12 protein-coding genes are annotated in these 16,770 nt (G+C 66.8%); 5 read left to right on the plus strand and 7 right to left on the minus strand.

Annotation, left to right across the window (positions count from 1 at the left end; genetic code table 11):
* Nucleotides 1–17 precede the first annotated feature (17 nt).
* The 3 genes from HNO88_RS05095 to HNO88_RS05105 are packed head-to-tail and all read left to right on the plus strand — an operon-like array spanning nt 18 to nt 3,015.
* Entirely contained in the window at nt 18–1,130 is a 1,113-nt protein-coding gene (locus HNO88_RS05095) for an LLM class flavin-dependent oxidoreductase (RefSeq protein ID WP_184242994.1), read from the plus strand.
* 36 nt (nt 1,131–1,166) lie between these two features.
* Nucleotides 1,167–2,429, plus strand: a complete 1,263-nt coding sequence (gene soxC / locus HNO88_RS05100) for a sulfite dehydrogenase (RefSeq protein WP_184242995.1) — start codon at nt 1,167–1,169, stop codon at nt 2,427–2,429.
* Nucleotides 2,416–3,015 (plus strand): c-type cytochrome, encoded by a 600-nt coding sequence (locus HNO88_RS05105; RefSeq protein WP_184242996.1) that lies wholly within the window; start codon nt 2,416–2,418, stop codon nt 3,013–3,015. The genes soxC and HNO88_RS05105 overlap by 14 nt, the downstream gene beginning before the upstream one ends.
* A gap of 597 nt (nt 3,016–3,612) precedes the next feature.
* Here HNO88_RS05105 and HNO88_RS05110 read toward each other — a convergent pair.
* Nucleotides 3,613–4,005, minus strand: a complete 393-nt coding sequence (locus HNO88_RS05110) for a hypothetical protein (protein WP_184242997.1) — start codon at nt 4,003–4,005, stop codon at nt 3,613–3,615.
* A 382-nt stretch (nt 4,006–4,387) separates the two neighbouring features.
* On the opposite strand from HNO88_RS05110, the gene HNO88_RS05115 reads away from it, so the two are divergent.
* Nucleotides 4,388–5,185 carry a transporter gene (locus HNO88_RS05115; RefSeq protein WP_184242998.1) on the plus strand — a complete coding sequence of 266 codons (798 nt, stop codon included), beginning with the start codon at nt 4,388–4,390 and terminating at the stop codon, nt 5,183–5,185.
* Between the two features lie 7 nt (nt 5,186–5,192).
* On the opposite strand, the gene HNO88_RS05120 is transcribed toward HNO88_RS05115, so the two are convergent.
* The 3 genes from HNO88_RS05120 to HNO88_RS05130 all read right to left on the minus strand — a co-directional run bounded on the left by HNO88_RS05120 (nt 5,193) and on the right by HNO88_RS05130 (nt 10,010).
* The gene (locus HNO88_RS05120) at nt 5,193–6,233 is read right to left on the minus strand and encodes a S66 peptidase family protein (protein WP_184242999.1); all 1,041 of its coding nucleotides are present in this window, start codon (nt 6,231–6,233) and stop codon (nt 5,193–5,195) included.
* 379 nt (nt 6,234–6,612) lie between these two features.
* Entirely contained in the window at nt 6,613–8,469 is a 1,857-nt protein-coding gene (locus HNO88_RS05125; protein ID WP_184243000.1) for a hypothetical protein, read from the minus strand.
* Nucleotides 8,466–10,010, minus strand: coding sequence for a lipopolysaccharide biosynthesis protein (locus tag HNO88_RS05130; RefSeq protein ID WP_184243001.1), 1,545 nt, complete (start codon nt 10,008–10,010; stop codon nt 8,466–8,468). The genes HNO88_RS05125 and HNO88_RS05130 overlap by 4 nt, the downstream gene beginning before the upstream one ends.
* 209 nt (nt 10,011–10,219) lie before the next feature.
* Between HNO88_RS05130 and HNO88_RS05135 the strand changes: the two genes are divergently transcribed.
* Nucleotides 10,220–11,098: an LOG family protein gene (locus HNO88_RS05135; protein ID WP_184243002.1), complete on the plus strand. Its 879-nt coding sequence runs from the start codon at nt 10,220–10,222 to the stop codon at nt 11,096–11,098.
* A gap of 195 nt (nt 11,099–11,293) precedes the next feature.
* Here HNO88_RS05135 and HNO88_RS05140 read toward each other — a convergent pair whose 3' ends face one another.
* From HNO88_RS05140 to HNO88_RS05150, 3 genes are all read right to left on the minus strand, one after another.
* Nucleotides 11,294–11,824 (minus strand): GNAT family N-acetyltransferase, encoded by a 531-nt coding sequence (locus tag HNO88_RS05140; protein ID WP_184243003.1) that lies wholly within the window; start codon nt 11,822–11,824, stop codon nt 11,294–11,296.
* On the minus strand, nt 11,821–13,029 hold the full coding sequence (locus HNO88_RS05145) for a DUF445 domain-containing protein (RefSeq protein WP_184243102.1): 1,209 nt from the start codon (nt 13,027–13,029) through the stop codon (nt 11,821–11,823). The genes HNO88_RS05140 and HNO88_RS05145 overlap by 4 nt, the downstream gene beginning before the upstream one ends.
* Nucleotides 13,030–13,321: 292 nt before the next feature.
* Nucleotides 13,322–16,762, minus strand: a complete 3,441-nt coding sequence (locus HNO88_RS05150) for an efflux RND transporter permease subunit (protein WP_184243004.1) — start codon at nt 16,760–16,762, stop codon at nt 13,322–13,324.
* Nucleotides 16,763–16,770: the final 8 nt, after the last annotated feature.

A 16,770-nucleotide genomic window follows, 5' to 3' on the forward strand; every position in this document is an offset into this window, starting at 1 on the left:
TAACTTCGGAGCTTCCCATGGCGACATCGTCCGAATTCCTCTGGTACATCCCCAATCAGGTCGAAGGCGGCCATCGCGGCGACGTCAGCGACGGCGATCCGGCCAGCCTGGAGACGCTCACCGAGCACGCCGAGGCGCTCGAGCAGCATGGTTGGAAAGGCGCACTGATCGGCACCGGCTGGGGACGGCCGGATACCTTCACCGTGGCCGCCGCGCTCGCTGCGCGGACCAGGACGTTCGAGCCCCTGATCGCGATCCGTCCCGGCTACTGGCGTCCGGCGAACTTCGCATCCGCAGCGGCGACGCTCGACCAGCTCACCGGCGGGCGCGTCAGGATCAACATCGTCTCCGGGCAGGACAACCTCGCCGCCTATGGCGACAGCGAGGGCGACCAGGCCCACCGCTACGGGCGCACCAAGGACTTCATGCGGTTGGTCCGCCGGCTCTGGACCGAAACCGACGTGACGTTCGAAAGCGAGCATTTTCGCGTCAGTGGCTCGACCGTCACGCCGCGCATCGCTCCGCGGGGCGAGCGCCTCCACCCCCGGCTCTACTTCGGGGGCGCCTCGGAGGCGGCCGAACGCGTCGCCGCGACAGAAGCGGACGTGCAGCTGTTCTGGGGTGAGCCGCTGGACGGCGTGGCCGATCGCATTGCCCGGCTGAAGCGGCTCAGCCGCGATCTCGACCGGGACCTGCCGCCGCTCGAATTCGGCCTGCGCATCACCACGCTGGTGCGTGACACGACCGAGCAGGCCTGGGCCGACGCGGAAGCCAAGGTCGACGCCATGGCCGCGCGGCAAGGCCTGGATCAACATCGCGGTGCGCCGGCCGTCGGCCAGCAGCGGCTGCTCGACCTTCAGACGCGTGGCGACGTGCTGGACGACAACCTCTACACCGCGCCGGGCCGCTACGGCGGTGGCGGCGCGGGGACGACCTGGCTGGTCGGATCGGCAGAGGATGTCGCACGCTCGCTGCGCAAGTATCGCGACCTGGGCATCACCCACTTCGTTCTCTCGGACACGCCGTACTTGTCCGAGATCGCGCGCCAGGGCGACCAGCTGCTGCCGCTGCTGCGCGACGAACCGGTCACGGCCGCCGAGCGCGTGCTGCAGCCTGGCGAAGTGGCCTGAGCAGGACCCGCGGTCGAGCCGACGAGACACGGGCAGATGACGGACGACAGGCGCGACCGGGAAGTCCCGGTCGCCGGCGGCGGGCTGCTGCATCGGCGCGCGTTGCTGATGGCAGGCGCGATTACGGGCGGCGGGCTGGCGACAAGCGTGTTCGCCGCCGGCCGTTCTCCGCCGCCTGCCTCGATGCTGCAGCCGGGCGCGGCGTTGTCCGGCTATGGCGCCAGGTCACGATCCGGCGCGGCGATCCAGCGGATCGTGCCGGAACTGCCGTTCCCCGGCACGGGATCTTCGCGCACGCCGCTGCAGCTGCTGGAAGGCACGATCACGCCCAACGGGCTGCACTTCGAGCGGCATCATAATGGTGTACCCCAGATCGACCCGGCCACGCACGAGCTGCTGGTCCACGGCCTTGTCCGCCAGCCGCTGCTGTTCCGCTACGAGGACCTGCTGCGCTATCCGCGTGAGAGCCGCGTGCTGTTCCTGGAGTGCTCCGGCAACAGCGGCGCGCTGGGCGCGCCCGAACCCGTGCAGGCCAGCGCGGGGCAGCTCAACGGGCTGGTGTCGGGGGCCGAGTGGACCGGCGTGCGGCTCTCCAGGCTGCTCGGTGAGGCCGGGCTGACCGGCGAGGCCGCATGGGTGCAGGCCGAAGGCGCCGACGCGGCCGGTATGGTGCGCAGCATCCCGCTTTCGATCTGCCTGGACGATGCCATGGTCGCCCTGTTCCAGAACGGCGAGCCGCTGCGTCCCGAGCAGGGTTTTCCGATGCGGCTGCTGTTGCCGGGCATCGAGGGCAATGCCTCAGTCAAGTGGCTGCGCCGCCTCAAGGTCATGGCCGCGCCTGCCTTCTCGCGCGAGGAGACCTCGAAGTACACGGACCTGCTGCCGGACGGAAAGGCCGAGCAGTTCTCGCTGCGCATGGGGGTCAAGTCGATCATCCTGAACCCGTCCTACGGTCTCGATCTGCATGGCGCGGGCTACCAGGAGATCAGCGGCCTGGCCTGGTCCGGGCGCGGAAGCATCCGCAAGGTGGAAGTCAGCGCGGACGGCGGCGCGACCTGGGGCGAGGCAGCGCTTGGCGGCCCGGTCCTGCCAAAGGCCCTGACGCGGTTCCGCATGCCCTGGCGCTGGAACGGCGCACCCGCGACGCTCATGAGCCGCGCCACGGACGAGACCGGCGCAGTCCAGCCGCTGCGCGCAGCCTGGCTCGCGCAGTCCGGCGCCAGCAAGGGCTATCACAGCAACGTCGTGCAGAGTTGGCGCGTCCAGGCCGATGGCAAGATCGCGCATGTCTACGCCTGACCGGGTGATCCTCGGCGGTGTCGCGGCGCTCGCCTTGTCCTGCGCCGCCGTCTACGCGCATCTGAACTCGCGAAGGGTCGATAGCCCGCAACTGGGACGTCCGGCGTCGCCGGACGTGATCCGCCGGATGGATATCAGCGTCGGCGCCGACGGCGGTGGCTTGCCCCCAGGCGCGGGAACGGTGGCACAAGGCCGGGCGACGTACGCGGCCAAGTGCCAGATGTGTCACGGCGAGGCCGGAACCGGCGGCATCGCGGATCCTCTGACCGGCGGGATCGGCTCGCTGGCGACGGCCAAGCCGGTCAAGACAGTGGCGAGCTACTGGCCCTATGCACCGCCGCTGTTCGATTACATCCGCCGGGCCATGCCGCTGACGGCCCCGCAGTCGCTCAAGGATGACGAGGTTTATGGCCTCGTCGCGTACCTGCTGTCGGTCGATGGCATCGTCGCACCCGATGCCCGGCTGGATGCAGGGTCACTGACGCGGATCAGAATGCCCAATCGCAAAGGCTTCATCAGCCTTGAGGACCGCGACTTCGACGGCAACGCCGAGCGCATTGCTCCGCCTGTAGAGGGCGCACGGTAGCTGATCATGCGGCGATGGGCGAAGGCTGATGTTTGTTCGATAGATGCTTGGCATTGCCGCGGACGAGAGACCATCAACGGCCAAAACGGGTCATTGTGTAACGGAATATCGAATCGGGAACTTTACCTGTTTCCCGGCAAGGCGCTGCTTCACTCGTAGCTTTGAAGACAGGCACATCACCGCTTCACGAAGAGCCGGAGGCCACCCCTCTGCGCGGCATCGGATCAGTTGGCCCGTGCGGTCCACTCCGCAAACTAAGGCGACGTCGCCGATGTCTGGATCCGTAGCGCGGGGCGCGCACACCGTTAAAGCACGCAACGACGGGGTTTCACCCAATCGCTACGTTGAAGCTGAAACGTCGGTGGACCCGCGCCTACCAAGGCTACCAGTAGGATGGCCGGAAGTATCGTCTTGCTCATCACAGCACACCGCTCTTTTTGCCTCTATTGAAACTCGCATGTCTTGCGGCAGCTAACCACCCTTTCCGGTCGTCAGCTTCGCCGGATGGTGTTCCCAAAGGCGGACGGGCGGCTTACGCCCAAACGCGGAAGTTCGACGCGGAGTTGCCTCGCCCTGAAAGCGGACGAGAAGTAGCCGTCAGCCTGACCAGCGCGTGCGCGGCTCGGCTATGGCGAGCGCAATGGTCTTCGCGTCTCGTTCTTCGATGTCGATCACGTGCTTGGCCGAGAAGGGAAGCTCAGTTCCAAGCCAGAACTCGTCGTTCTCAGCAATCGCGGAGGGTTCGTTGTCAAGGACCCCAAGATACCCGTCTGGTGTTCGCTCTCGAACAAGAACCCACATGCGCTCGACTGAGACATTCTCGTCCGCGTTGTCGACGCTGATGCGAAAAATGAGCTTTGCAAGATCGCCAGCTTCAAGGCCTTGTCGCCTATGCCGCTCAGGTATCCAGAAGGTATCAGGTGCTTCGGCGTGATAAGCCTCCCCATCTTCAAGACACCACCCGTCGATCTCAAAGTCTGGCTCGCGCATCGGACGAGCTTAGCGCCATAGCGTGAGTCCGCAATGTGCTACCGATCTCCCGAAAGCCGCCTGACCGCTTTCCACCAAGTTCGGCCGTTCCGGGGCCCCATACTGTCGAGATAGTGCCTAGCTCGAACGCGAACCCCAAAGCCTGCCCTGGTTCATCCTCATGAGGCATCTCAGGGCCATTTCGACAGTCGGTCGCCCCTTCCGCACGTTGAGAAGGGCCAGGGATCGGGAAGCTGCAGCACTGGCGTGTGTCAGCTCCGCGCGACGTTCTGGCCCTGAGGGCGGGGCGAGCTGTCAAACGGCGCTCCCCATTGCTATCGCCCACGCCGGGAACCGGCCCTGTGCTGGCGCTCTTCGCCTGCAAGTTCGAGAGGGGTCTTCGATGCTCAAGCTGATCGGCGCCTGCGGGTGCCTAGCCCTGCTGCCTGGTACCGCGTGGGCGCAAGAGCGGGCGTATTGCCCCGATCGGCCCGGCATCGGCACGCCCGCTTGCACCACGGCGCCGGGCCGGGTGTCGCTCGAAGTCGGCATCGGGGACTGGTCGGTGGACTCCACTGCCGACGAGCGGCAGGACGTGTTCGTCGTCGGCGACGCCTTGTTGCGCTATGGGATCGCCGATCATGCCGAAGTGCAGCTGGGCTGGACCATGCTCGGTTTCGCGCGCACGCGTGACCACCTGACCGGCGCGGTCGATCATCGCAGCGGCACGGGCGATGTCAGTGTGGCCCTTCGGCGCAACCTCGTGAATCCCGATGGCTCCGGCCTGTCGCTGGCGGTCATGCCCTATGCCACGCTGCCGGTCGGCCGCGAGCCGTTCGGCGATGGGGACTGGAGCGCAGGACTCAAGATCCCGGCCTCCTATGAGCTATCACAGGCGTGGAGCGTGGTGGCGACGACCAGCTTCGATGCGGCGGTGGACGAGGACGGATCGGGTCGCCATTTCGTGTTCGACGAAGTGGTGGGCGCCCAGTTCAAGCTGTCCGAAGCGGTGAGCGTGACGGCGGAGTACGAGTTCACGCTCGACCGCGACCCCGCCAGCCACCACACCGAAAACGTGGGTGGGCTCTCGCTGGCGTGGCAGCCGGCCGACGACTTGCAGCTGGATCTCGGCACGAACCTCGCCCTCGATCACCGTGCACGCGATGCGCAGGTCTACCTCGGCGTGTCGCGGCGGTTCTGATCGGCCCTCAGGCGACCACGGGCTCGAGCAGCCGCACGGTGCCGGCGTCGGCGTCGATCTCGGCCAGGACGCCCTCCGGCATGCAGGCCTGCCCGGCCACATGGCCGAACGACAGGCCCTGGAACGCAGGCACGCCAAGCGGTCCGAAGGCGCGGTCCATCACCTGGTAGACGGTGAAGTTGCCGTAGCCGGCCTGGCGCTCCACGCAGTTGCTGCACTGGCCGAACACCACCCCTGCGACTTTGCCCAGAATGCCGGCCAGCGCCAGCTGGGTGAGCATGCGGTCGATGCGATACTCCGACTCGTTGGTGTCCTCCAGGAAGAGGATCGCGCCGGCAAAATCGGGCAGGTAAGGCGTGCCGACCAGCGCGGCGAGCACCGTCAGGTTGCCGCCGAGCAGACGCCCCCGCGCCTTGCCTCCGCGGAAGGTGCGCAGGCGATCGGCCCCGCGATCGAGCGCAACCAGCGGATCGACCGGCACGGAGATCGTCGGCGTCGCGCCGTCGAATGCCAGCGCGCGGAAGGCCTCCCATGATCCGGCATGCCATGACCCGGAGGCGTTGGGCCCGTGTAAGGTGGGAAAGCCGCAACGCGCCGCCAGCGCCATGTGCAGCGCGGTGTTGTCGCTGAAACCGCTGAACAGTTTGGGATTGCGGGCGATGCGGGCGAAATCGAGGTAGGGCAGGATTCGCGCCGATCCCCAGCCCCCGCGCACGCTCATCACCGCAGCGACGCTCGGGTCCTCAAACATGGACTGGAACTCGGCGGCGCGGGTCTTGTCGTCGCCCGCGAGATAGCCCTCGCGCGCGGCGAGGTGGGCGGCCGGCCTGGGCACGAGGCCGACGGCGCGGATCGATTCGAGGATCGCCTCGACACCGAAGCGATCGGCGATGAACCCGGCCGGCGCGACGAGGCCGACGGTGTCGCCCTCTCGCAAGCGCCTGGGCCGGGTAGCGGGGCGCGCGACCGGGCGCGCCGTCAGCCTCGGCGCGAGCGCGGTCGCGGCGAGCGTGCACAGGCCTGCAGTGACGAAGCGACGGGTCGGCATGCGGCTATGCTTAGCGGTATGTGGGATGAGGTCGAGTGGTTGCGCGGCGCCTCGGTGTGGAGAGTGTAACGTTTAGTTTAATCGACACATATGGGCGGGGAACCATGACGCGACTTCAACGTGGCTCTGCAGGAAGTATGTAGACGGGAGATCGGGCGAGGCTCTGAGCCGGTACGCACCTGCTACGGCTTGGCTGTATCAGGCCTGAGGCGCAGTGCAGTGGGCAACGGAAACGCTGGCTGAGGCAGGCTCTATCGCGATCGGCCGTGGCTCGGCTTCGCACCATGACGGGTTAACGGGTCGGTGGGTCCTGGTTTTCGAGCGTGGTCGCGCTTGCCCTCCCGGCGAGTTCCGAGGCGATGCAGGCGCGCCTCAACTCTCAGGCCAGCGCCTTGCGCAACATGCGGGAGAGAGGGGTCAGCTTCACCGCTTGCTTGATCGGCGCGAGTTGGCTCTTGGGTCGGTTCCCGAAGATGGCGAGCCGGCTGAGCCGGCGCCCCTGGCGGATCAGATCGACCAGCGGCACGTGCGTCGCTGGGTCCGACACGCGGACGGTCCGCGTCTGCGCCCCCTTCCCCGCCTTCATGCGCGCGTTCAGGTGATTGGCGATGTCGAGATAGCCGGTCCGGGTATAGTGCCGATCGTCGAGCAGGCGGTTGGCCGGAACGACCTCGTCGATCGAGACGAACTCCCAGCCGGGGCGCCCGGCGCACAAGGTCAGAGCTGCCTGGTTGTAGCGCTGCGCCAGATCGCGGTCGGCCTCGTTCATCGGCGTTGCGGCATCGCGGGTGTTCGCACCCAGCAGGAACACATGCCTGGCATTCACGGCCCGCTGGTCGATCCACTCGACGGCATGGTCAAGCAGGGTCAGCTTCTGCGCAAGGGTCAGATCGTAGAACGCCGCGCCGGTCAGCCAGGATGAGGCCGGGTCATGGTCGATCGCGTGGCCCAGGCCTTCCGGGTGGATGCGTACGACGACGCCGTCCTGCGTCACCAGATGGTGCCCCTTGAGCGTGGCGGAAAGCGAAAGGACCAGGATCTCGGCTCCGCCAAGTTCCTGCTGGAACGCGGCGAAGTCGCGCGGCTCCCACGCGGGGAGCGCCGGCAGAGCCCGGGATCGCGCGATTGCCGCGGGATCGCCGAGGATGAAGCCGAAATCGTCGTAGCGGGTCATGACGCCATGTTTCACGCCGTTGACGAACTCCACGCGATCGGCGCTGCAATAGCTGGCGACCGCAGTGAGATCGCAGCTGCCGAGCAGCAGCAGCCGGGGCGCGCTGCCGGGGGCGACCTCCTCCTCGCCGACTTGCTCGGTGATCCAGTCGACCCGGTCGAACACCACGATGGGGTTGGAGACGGGCTGCACCACGTCGATCACCGGGCTGCCGAGCCGCTCGAAGACATATTGCTCCAGCCCGGCGTTCATCATGCGGCACGACCAGACGTAGTGCAGCAGCCGGTTCTCGCGTTCCGTACGCCGCTGCATGTAGAAGCCGATCAGGCCATGCGCGCCGTACTTGTCGCTGGCGAAGACGGCGGCGGCGAACACGTCGTGCCGCTGCAACTGCTCGCGGAAAGTGGCGAGGGCAGCGTCGCTCTCCAGCCGGACCTTGGTGTAGTTGAGCTGGTTGGAGCGGTTGATCAGTTCGACGATGCGATCGAAGTGGCGCTCCACATCGAAGTCGAAGCGCAGCCGCACCTGCGACTGGCGCAGGAACTCGACATTGCTGAGGTCGCTCTCCGCCTGTTCGACGACCTTGCGCTCGAGCTGCTTGTACTGCTGGAGGCGGGTATGCTCGGGATCGCTCTTGCCGCGCGCTTCGGGGAGCGTGAGGAGCACCGGCAGCACGTCTTGCGGGTAGGCGACCATCATCGCGGGGAAGCGATACCGCGCTTCCTCGATGTTGATCGCATTGTCATCTATGAACAGCACGTTGTCTGCGCGCAGGTTCGCCTGCTCGATGATCTGCGCGATCTGGCTGCCTTTCGCGTTCCACGAAACCTTCGGGAAGATGAAGCAGTCCCAGATGCCCGCCTCCTCGAGCACGCGGCGCACGGGTTCGGGGTCGTTCTTGGACACGATCGAGGAGACGATGCCGCGATCGAGCAGGGTGCGCACGATCGCCATGTTGTCGTCGATCAGGGCGATCGGACCTTCGGACAGGGTTCCGTGCCAGAAGGTATCGTCGAGATCCCAGATCACCAACTTGATGGTCGCAGTGGGCGTGAAGGTCATGTCGCGGCTCCTTCCTGTCCGGTGGCGGCCTGTCCGGTGGCTGCGTGCCCAACGGCCTGTCCAGCAACGGCCTGTCCCGTGGCTTCCCGATCGGCAGCTCGGCGGCTGGCCCTAAGCCGCGCCGCATCCGCCAAGAGCTTGCGATCGGTGGCCAACACCGCCGCGCCGTAAGTGACTGCGCCGAGGCATACGAGCAGTACCACCCGCCAGATGGGGGCGAGATCGGGCGGGAGGACCTGGCGCAAGGCGAACGTCGCCGCCAGCATCACCCCCACGGAAACAACCGCCGGCACCGCCGCGCGCGCGCTGCGCGAGGCGGACACCCCGGCCACGCGCTGGAGATAGACGAAGCCCAGCGGCGTCGTGATCGCGGCGCGCACGATGTAGCCGACGGTCGCGCTCACCAGGCCGAACGGGGCGAAGGCCGCCGCGCAGAGCAGCGCGAGCAGGCACTCCAGCGCATTGAGGTAGAGCACGTGGCGATACGCACCATGCGCGATCAGCACGCTGCCCTTGAAGTTGGTGAGCGGGATGAACACGCCCACGAAGCACAGCATCGAAAGCAGGCCGGCGCTGGTGGCCCACTGCTCGCCGAAGATCATCGGCACCACGTCCGGCGCGACCACCGCCAGGCCGACGAACACCGGCATCACGAAAATGGAGGAATACCGCAGCAGCGCGATGTATTCGTCTTCCACGCTGCGGCCGGCGTGGAGTGCCTTGGGCAGCGTGGTCATGGCGACGTTGGCGATCGGCCGTACTACCAGTTCGTAGAGCAGGTCGAGCATGCGCCAGGCGATGCGCAAGTAGCCGAGCGCCACGGGCCCCAGGAAGTAGCCGACCACCAGATCGACGATGCGCTGGTTGCCCGCGCCCAGCACCGAGGACAGCGCGATCGCGGAGCCTTGGCGCAGCTGCACTGCCATGTCCCCGGCATCGATGTCGAGAGTGGGCCGCCAGCGCGTCGCCACCATCATCGCGAGGAGGCTCCATACGGTGGCGATCAGGCGCTGCGCGACGAGGGCGTAGACGCCCCAGCCGGTCAGCGCCATCGCCAGCGCGACCAGGCCGCTCACCACCGTGGCCGTGGTGTTGCGCAGCGCGAGCTGCTTGAATTGAAAGCTGTGGCGCAGGATGCCTTCGTAGACCGCGCCTGAGGCATAGAGCAGGCAGATCGGAGCCAGCAGCAGCATGACTTCGCGCAAGTCGGGAGTGTCGAACACCTCCGCCATCCACGGTGCCGATAGCGCCAGGATCACGGTCAGCCCTGCGCCGGAAATCAGGCTGGCGAAGAAGCCGGCGTTCATCGTCCGCTGATCGAGGTCGCGGCGCTGAACCAGGACTTCGGTGATGCCACCCCGTCCGATGAAGTTCAGCAGGTCGATCACGGCGGTGGCGATGGCGACCACGCCGAACGCGGCGGGGCTCAAGGTGCGGGCGAGGACCACGAAGACCAGCAGCTGGAACAGCGCCTGGCCCGCCGCGCCGCCCATGCCCCACACGACGCTGCCCAGCACTTTGCCGCTGCCCGCCCGGGTCAACGCGCATCTCCTGGAATGCCGTGCAGGCAATGTCGACGCAGCGCCCTGATCATGGACCGAGTTGTAGGTGAGCCCGCCCGGACCTCGTAGCAACGTTAGGTCGATTGCGGACCAATTCTCGCAAGTGCAGCACGGTCGAGCCGGCCTGGCCGGGGCCGAGCGCCCGATTTCATCTCGACGCCGCTCGCGCCAATCCCCATGTGGCGGCGATGACTGAACCTGAAGACAAAGAACTCACCCACCGTCGTTTCTACAAGGCCGAGCAGGAAGCCAGCTTTGCCGGCGCGCAGGGCGCGGGCACGCCGCAGACGCAGGACCCGGCCTACAAGCTGGCTTTCCTCGATTCCGAATTCCTGCTGCGCGACGAACTGCGCCCCGTACGCTTCCAGCTGGAGCTGCTGAAGCCCGAGATGCTGCTGGAAGAGGCCAACATCGGCTCGACCCTGGTAATCTACGGCTCGGCGCGCATCCCCTCGCCCGAGCATGTCGATGCCGTGCGCGCCACCGCGACGACGCCCGAACGCGGGAAGGTGATCGAGCGGCTGATCGCGAAGTCCAAGTACTACGAGGAAGCGCGTAAGCTCGCCCACACCGCCAGCACATGCGCCATCGTCGAGAAAGGCATGCGCCAGTTCGTCGTGTGCTCGGGCGGCGGCCCGTCGATCATGGAGGCGGCGAACCGCGGCGCGAGCGAGGCGGGCGCCGAGTCCCTGGGGCTCAACATCGTCCTGCCGCACGAGCAGGCGCCCAACCCCTATGTGACACCGCACTTGTCGTTCCAGTTCCACTATTTCGCGCTGCGCAAGATGCACTTCCTGCTGCGTGCGCGGGCGGTGGCGGTGTTCCCGGGTGGCTTCGGCACTTTCGACGAGTTCTTCGAGCTGCTGACGCTGATCCAGACCGGCAAGATGAAGCCGATTCCGATCCTGCTGTTCGGCAAGGACTACTGGAACCGAGTGGTGAACTTCGAGGCGCTGGCCGAGGAAGGCGTGATCAACGCCAACGACACCGACCTGTTCCGCTGGTGCGAGACGGCCGAGGAAGGCTGGCAGCACATCGTGGACTTTTACGGGCTGGAGTGCGGGTGAGGGTCGAGGTGAAGGGCAATGGCGTGAGCTAGAGTGAACTTTCCTTCGTCATCCCCGCGAACGCGGGGATCCATCTCCTAAGGTCGCGTAAAAGGAACCAGCTGGAGATGGATTCCCGCTTTCGCGGGAATGACGAAGAAAAAAGAAGAACGCGCAGCGGGGCTCCTGCGGGGGCGATCTGGACCAATCCCGTTTTCAGGCGATCACCCGCTCGTAAAGGTCGATGGTCCTGCCCTCTTTGTCTGGAATGCTCGCGTAAGTCGAAAAGCCGAGCTTTGCCGCGACCCGGTGAGATGCGGCGTTCTCATGCTCGATCATCGCCACGATCCGGCGGACGCCATGTTCGGCATCGAACCAGGCCAGTGCCGCCTGCATCACCTCGCCCGCGACGCCCCGGCCGGCCCAGTCGGAGCGCACGATCCAGCCGGCTTCGGGCTGGTCGTCCATTCGCGGATCGAGGCCGCGCCAGGAGTGGAACACGCCCATGCTGCCGATGAGTTCGTCGCTGCCATGCGGCCGGACATAGAAGACGCCGTAGCCGTACAGGCTCCAGGACCCGGCATTGCGCATCAGCCGCTCCCACTGCGACTGCGGCTCGGCGCGCGCGGGTCCGAGGAAGCGCCGCGTCTCGTCGTCGGCGATCAGGCGGCAGAGCGGTTCGACGTCCTGAGGCCCGCGTGGGCACCACAGCTCGAAGCGCTCGGTGGTGAGATATGGCGTGCTCATAGCCAGCGCTCCACGGCATGGATCACCAGGCCGAACAATCCACCCACCAGTGTGCCGTTGATGCGAATGAACTGCAGATCGCGCCCGACGGCGCCTTCCAGCCGTGCCGTCACGGTCTGCGCGTCCCAGCGCTTCACCGTTTCGGAGACGATCCGCACGATCTGGTCGCCATAGCGCGAGACCACGCCCACCAGCGTGCGCCGCGCGAAGCGGTTGAGCTGCAGCTGCAGCGCCGGGTCCTTGCGCAGCGCCTCGCCCAGTTCACCCAGCATGCCCGAGATACGCGCGCCCAGCGCCGTGTCCGGATTGCGCGCGGCCTGGATCATGGCATGGCGCAGGCGTTCCCACACGCTTTGCCACCAGGCGCTGACGGCAGGATTGCTCAGCAGGTCGAGCTTGGCGCGCTCTACCTTGAGGCGGGTGGCGGGATCGTTGACCAGCTTGCCCGCCAGCTCTTCCAGCATCGATTCCACCTTGAGCTTGAGCGGGTGGTCCGGCTGCACGATCATCTCGGCCAGGAGCTTGTAGAGCCCGTCGAGCACGGCATTGGCCAGCCGCGTATCGAGCCCCGCGAAGCGCATCAGCGAGTTGGCGCGCTCGCTGATCATGGTGCGCACCATGTCCTCGTTCGCCTCCAGCGCATGGCCCGCCCAGCGGATCGCGCCTTCGAGCATGGGCAAGTGGCGGCGGTCGGCGATGGCGGCGCTGAGCATCTGGCCGAGCAGCGGGGCAAGCTCCACCTTCTCCAGCTGGTGGACCAGTCCGGCGCGGACCTGGGTGCCCAGCCGCTCGGGGTCCAGCGATTCGAGCACGTCGGCGAGGAGGTTCGCGGCGCCGGCGCGCAATCGGGACTGCCCGCTGCGGTCCGGGTCGGCGAGGAAGGTGCCCGCGCTGGCGGCCAGGTTGAAGGCGGAGACGCGGCGGGCGACCACCTGCGGCGTCAGGAAGTTGTCGCGCAGGAACACCGCCATGGTGTCGGCGATGCGGTCCTTGTTGGTCGGGATGATGGCCGTGTGGGGGATCGGCAGGCCGAGCGGGCGACGGAAGAGCGCGGTGACGGCGAACCAGTCGGCGAGGCCTCCCACCATGGCGGCTTCGGTAAAGGCGATGGCGTAGCCCCATGCCGGATGCGGCCCGCGGGCGAGTTGCAGCGCCACGAAGGCGGCCGCCATGAGCAGCAGCAGCGCGGTGGCGGTGCGGCGCATGGTGCGGGCGCGGTCGATCGTGGGCACAGCTATATTCCGCAAGCGCTGTCCTCGCCCTCTCCCCTTGAGGGGAGAGGATAGTGCAGCTTGCCAGCTTGCTGGCTAGCGTAGCTTGGAGAGGGGTTTCCGGCGCCCGCGAGGTCACAAACCCCTCTCCAACTGCGCCTAGCGAGCAAGCTCGCAAGGCTTCGTATCCTCTCCCCGTACGGGGAGAGGCCAAGAGTGGGCAGCAACCGCGAACACGAAGTCTCTATTACTCTGCGGCTTTGCATGATCATCCGCCGCACAACGCCTATTCGGCAGGAAGGGTCCCTGGCGTTCCGGGTGCGCCACCATGCGGCCCATGCGAGTGCGTGGGATCGTAGGTCAGGAAGGTACGGCGCAGCTTGGGGCCGATACGCTTCTCGAACCCGTCTGCCAGGCTGAACGCGGCGGGCACGATGACCAGGGTCAGCAGGGTCGAGAGCACCAGGCCGCCGATCACCGTCAGGCCCATCGGCTGGCGGAACGCGCCGTCGCCCGAGAGCGAGAACGCGGTGGGGATCATGCCCGCCGTCATCGCCACGGTTGTCATGACGATCGGCTGCGCGCGCTTGCGGCCGGCGTCGATGATCGCTTCGACCTTTTCGACGCCTGCTTCCATCTCCTCCAGCGCGAAGTCGATCAGCAGGATCGAGTTCTTGGCGACGATGCCCAGCAGCATCAGGATGCCGATGTAGACCGGCATCGACACCGGCTGGCCGACGATGGTCAGCGCCAACAGCCCGCCCAGCGGCGCCAGCAGCAGTGAGGCCATGTTCACCAGCGGCGAGACGAACCGCTTGTAGAGCAGCACCAGCACCGCGAAGACCAGGAAGATGCCGCTGACGACGGCGACGATGAAGCTGTTGATCATCTCGCCCTGCCACTTGTCCTCGCCGACGGGATCGTTCGACACGCCGGTGGGCAGGTGCTGCATGATCGGCAGCTTGGCGATTGCCTCCATGACCGGACCCTTGACCTGGCCCGGGCCGAGGTCCGCGCCCACGAAAATGCGGCGCGACTGATTGTAGCGCTGGATCTGGGTCGGGCCGGCGCCGAACTTGATCTCGGCGACACGCTTCAAGGGCACCGAGCCGCCGCTGGCCGTGGGCACGGGCAGGTTCTCGATCGTCGAGAGATCGCGGCGCGAGTTGGCCGGCAGGATGACGCGGATCGGCACCTGGCGATCGGTGAGCGAGAACTTGGCCGCGTTCTGGTCGATCTCGCCCAGGGTGGCGATGCGGATCGTCTGGCTGAGCGAGGCGGTGGTGACGCCCAGCTGCGCGGCAAGGTCCAGGCGGGGCACGACGACCAGTTCGGGGCGCTTCAGGTCGGCGGCGATCCGCGGCGCGACCACGCCATCGACGCCGCGCATCTGCTCGACCAGGGTCTGCGCGGCGGCCTGCAACTTCACCGAATCGCTGCCCGCGAGCATGACGGAGATGTCGCGGCCCGAGCCGAAGCCGCCCGACTGGGTGGCGAAGGTCACGCGCGCATCGGGGATCTGCTGCAGCTGCGGCGCCAGGCGGCGCTCGAAGTCGATGCTGGTGCCATCCCGCTCCTTCGCGGGCTTCAGGGCGACGTAGAGCGTGCCGTTGCCTTCGCGCGCGGCCTCCATGACCAGGGACACTTCGGGCTGTGCCTCGATCAGCCGCGTGACCCGGCCCGCCACGGCGGAGGTCTGCTGGATGGTGGTGCCGGGCACCATCTCGATGTTGACGCGGCTGGTGTCGGAATTGGTGTTGGGCTGGAACTGCTGCGGCGCACCGGCGAGCAGCGCGAACGTCACCACCAGCGCATAGATCCCGGCGCAGAAGGCGAAGAAGCGGTGGTCGCGCATGCGCGCGGCGATGCGGTCGGACAGATAGCGGTACCAGCGGCCAAAGCTGCCCATCGCTCCGAAGAGGGCGCGGAACAGCTTACCGGCGACGATCACCACGAACGGCACGGCCACCGGCGCGATGACGGCCGAAAGGATGAAGGCAGTGCGATCGAAGCCGATCGAGCGCAGGCCCAGGTCGACCACCTTGAAGGTCAGATAGGCCAGGACCATGCCGGCCGCGAGGATGACGAGCAGCAGCACCAGTCCCAGCGGATAGAACCAGGCTTGTGAAGGCGCACGTTGCACCAGCGCACGCAAGCGGCGCGATTCCCGGCTGTCGAGGGTCCAGGTGAGCACCCGCAAGTACGCGTCCATCGCGCGGCCGCCACCGTGCTCGGCATGGCCCTGCGCCTTGAGGAAGTAGGCCGCGACCATCGGCGTGATGATGCGCGCGACCGCCAGGCTCATCAGCACCGCGGCGACGACGGTGAGGCCGAACGCCTTGAAGAACTGGCCCGGAATACCCGGCATCAGGCCGACCGGCAGGAACACCGCGACGATCGAGAAGGTGGTGGCCACCACTGCCAGGCCGATCTCGTCGGCGGCGTCGATCGAGGCCTGGTAGGCGCTCTTGCCCATGCGCATGTGGCGCACGATGTTCTCGATCTCCACGATCGCGTCGTCGACCAGCACGCCGGCGACCAGGCTCAGCGCCAGCAAAGACAGGAAGTTCAGCGTGAAGCCGAGCAGGTCCATGAACCAGAAGGTCGGGATCGCGGACAGGGGAATCGCCAGCGCCGAGATCGCCGTTGCGCGCCAGTCACGCAGGAACAGGTAGACGATGACGATCGCCAGCACCGCGCCTTCGACCAGCGCCTCCATCGAGCTGGTGTACTGGTCGCGGGTATAGTCGACGGTGGTGAACAGCTGGGTGAAGTGGACGTTGGGATTGTCCTTCTTGATCTGGTCCAGCTTCTTCATCGCCTCGTCGTAGACGGTGACTTCCGAGGCCCCGAGCGCACGCTCGAAACCGAAGGTCACCACCTCGCGCCCGTGGAGCTTGGCGATGCGGGTCTGTTCGGAATAGCCGTCGTAGACATGGGCGATGTCGGCCAGCTTGACCGAGCGGCCGCCGCCCAGGTTCACCTGCGTCTGCGAGAGGGCATAGGCGTCGTCCGCGTTGCCCAGCACGCGCACCGACTGGCGCGAGCCGGCGATCTCGGCCTTGCCGCCGGCCGCATCGGTGTTGACCGCGCGCAGCACGTTGTTGACGTCGCGCGCGGTGACGCCGAGCGACTGCATGCGGTCCGGATCCATGACCACGCGGATCTCGCGATCGACGCCGCCATTGCGCTCAACCTTGGCGAGGCCGGGCACGCTCAGCAGGCTCTTGGCGACGGTGTCGTCGATGAACCAGCTGAGCTGCTCCATCGTCATGTCGTCGGCACTGACGGCGAAGTAGCCGATAGAGCCGCCGCCGCCCGCCTCGATCTTCTGGACCTGAGGCTCGAGGATGCCCTCGGGCAGTTCGGAGCGGACCTGGTCTACCGCGTTCTTGACCTGGTTGGTCGCGACGTCGGGATTGGTGCCGACGTTGAAGAACACCAGCGTCTGCGAACTGCCTTCCGAAGCGGTCGACTGGATGTTGTCGATGCCGGGGATCGAACGGACCGAACCCTCGATCACCTGGGTGATCTGTGTCTCGATCTCGCTGGGTGCGGCGCCAGGCTGCGAGACCTGGACGATGACGCCCGGAAACTCGACGTCCGGCATGTTGTTCACGTCCATGCGACTGAACGAGACAAGCCCGGCGATCACCAGCCCGATGAAGAAGACGATCGGGATGATCGGATTGCGGATCGACCATGCCGAGAGGTTCTGGAGGCCCATGGGTGTGG

Origin of the sequence: Novosphingobium chloroacetimidivorans (genome assembly GCF_014204535.1) — a bacterium.
Lineage (GTDB): Bacteria > Pseudomonadota > Alphaproteobacteria > Sphingomonadales > Sphingomonadaceae > Novosphingobium > Novosphingobium chloroacetimidivorans.

Coding starts and splice junctions, on each gene's coding strand:
- HNO88_RS05150 (WP_184243004.1), bottom strand. CDS start 16,762: ATGGGCCTCCAGAACCTCTCGGCATGGTCGATCCGCAATCCGATCATC.
- HNO88_RS05135 (WP_184243002.1), top strand. CDS start 10,220: ATGACTGAACCTGAAGACAAAGAACTCACCCACCGTCGTTTCTACAAG.
- HNO88_RS05140 (WP_184243003.1), bottom strand. CDS start 11,824: ATGAGCACGCCATATCTCACCACCGAGCGCTTCGAGCTGTGGTGCCCA.
- HNO88_RS05110 (WP_184242997.1), bottom strand. CDS start 4,005: ATGCGCGAGCCAGACTTTGAGATCGACGGGTGGTGTCTTGAAGATGGG.
- HNO88_RS05125 (WP_184243000.1), bottom strand. CDS start 8,469: ATGACCTTCACGCCCACTGCGACCATCAAGTTGGTGATCTGGGATCTC.
- HNO88_RS05145 (WP_184243102.1), bottom strand. CDS start 13,029: ATGCGCCGCACCGCCACCGCGCTGCTGCTGCTCATGGCGGCCGCCTTC.
- HNO88_RS05115 (WP_184242998.1), top strand. CDS start 4,388: ATGCTCAAGCTGATCGGCGCCTGCGGGTGCCTAGCCCTGCTGCCTGGT.
- HNO88_RS05120 (WP_184242999.1), bottom strand. CDS start 6,233: ATGCCGACCCGTCGCTTCGTCACTGCAGGCCTGTGCACGCTCGCCGCG.
- HNO88_RS05095 (WP_184242994.1), top strand. CDS start 18: ATGGCGACATCGTCCGAATTCCTCTGGTACATCCCCAATCAGGTCGAA.
- HNO88_RS05105 (WP_184242996.1), top strand. CDS start 2,416: ATGTCTACGCCTGACCGGGTGATCCTCGGCGGTGTCGCGGCGCTCGCC.
- soxC (WP_184242995.1), top strand. CDS start 1,167: ATGACGGACGACAGGCGCGACCGGGAAGTCCCGGTCGCCGGCGGCGGG.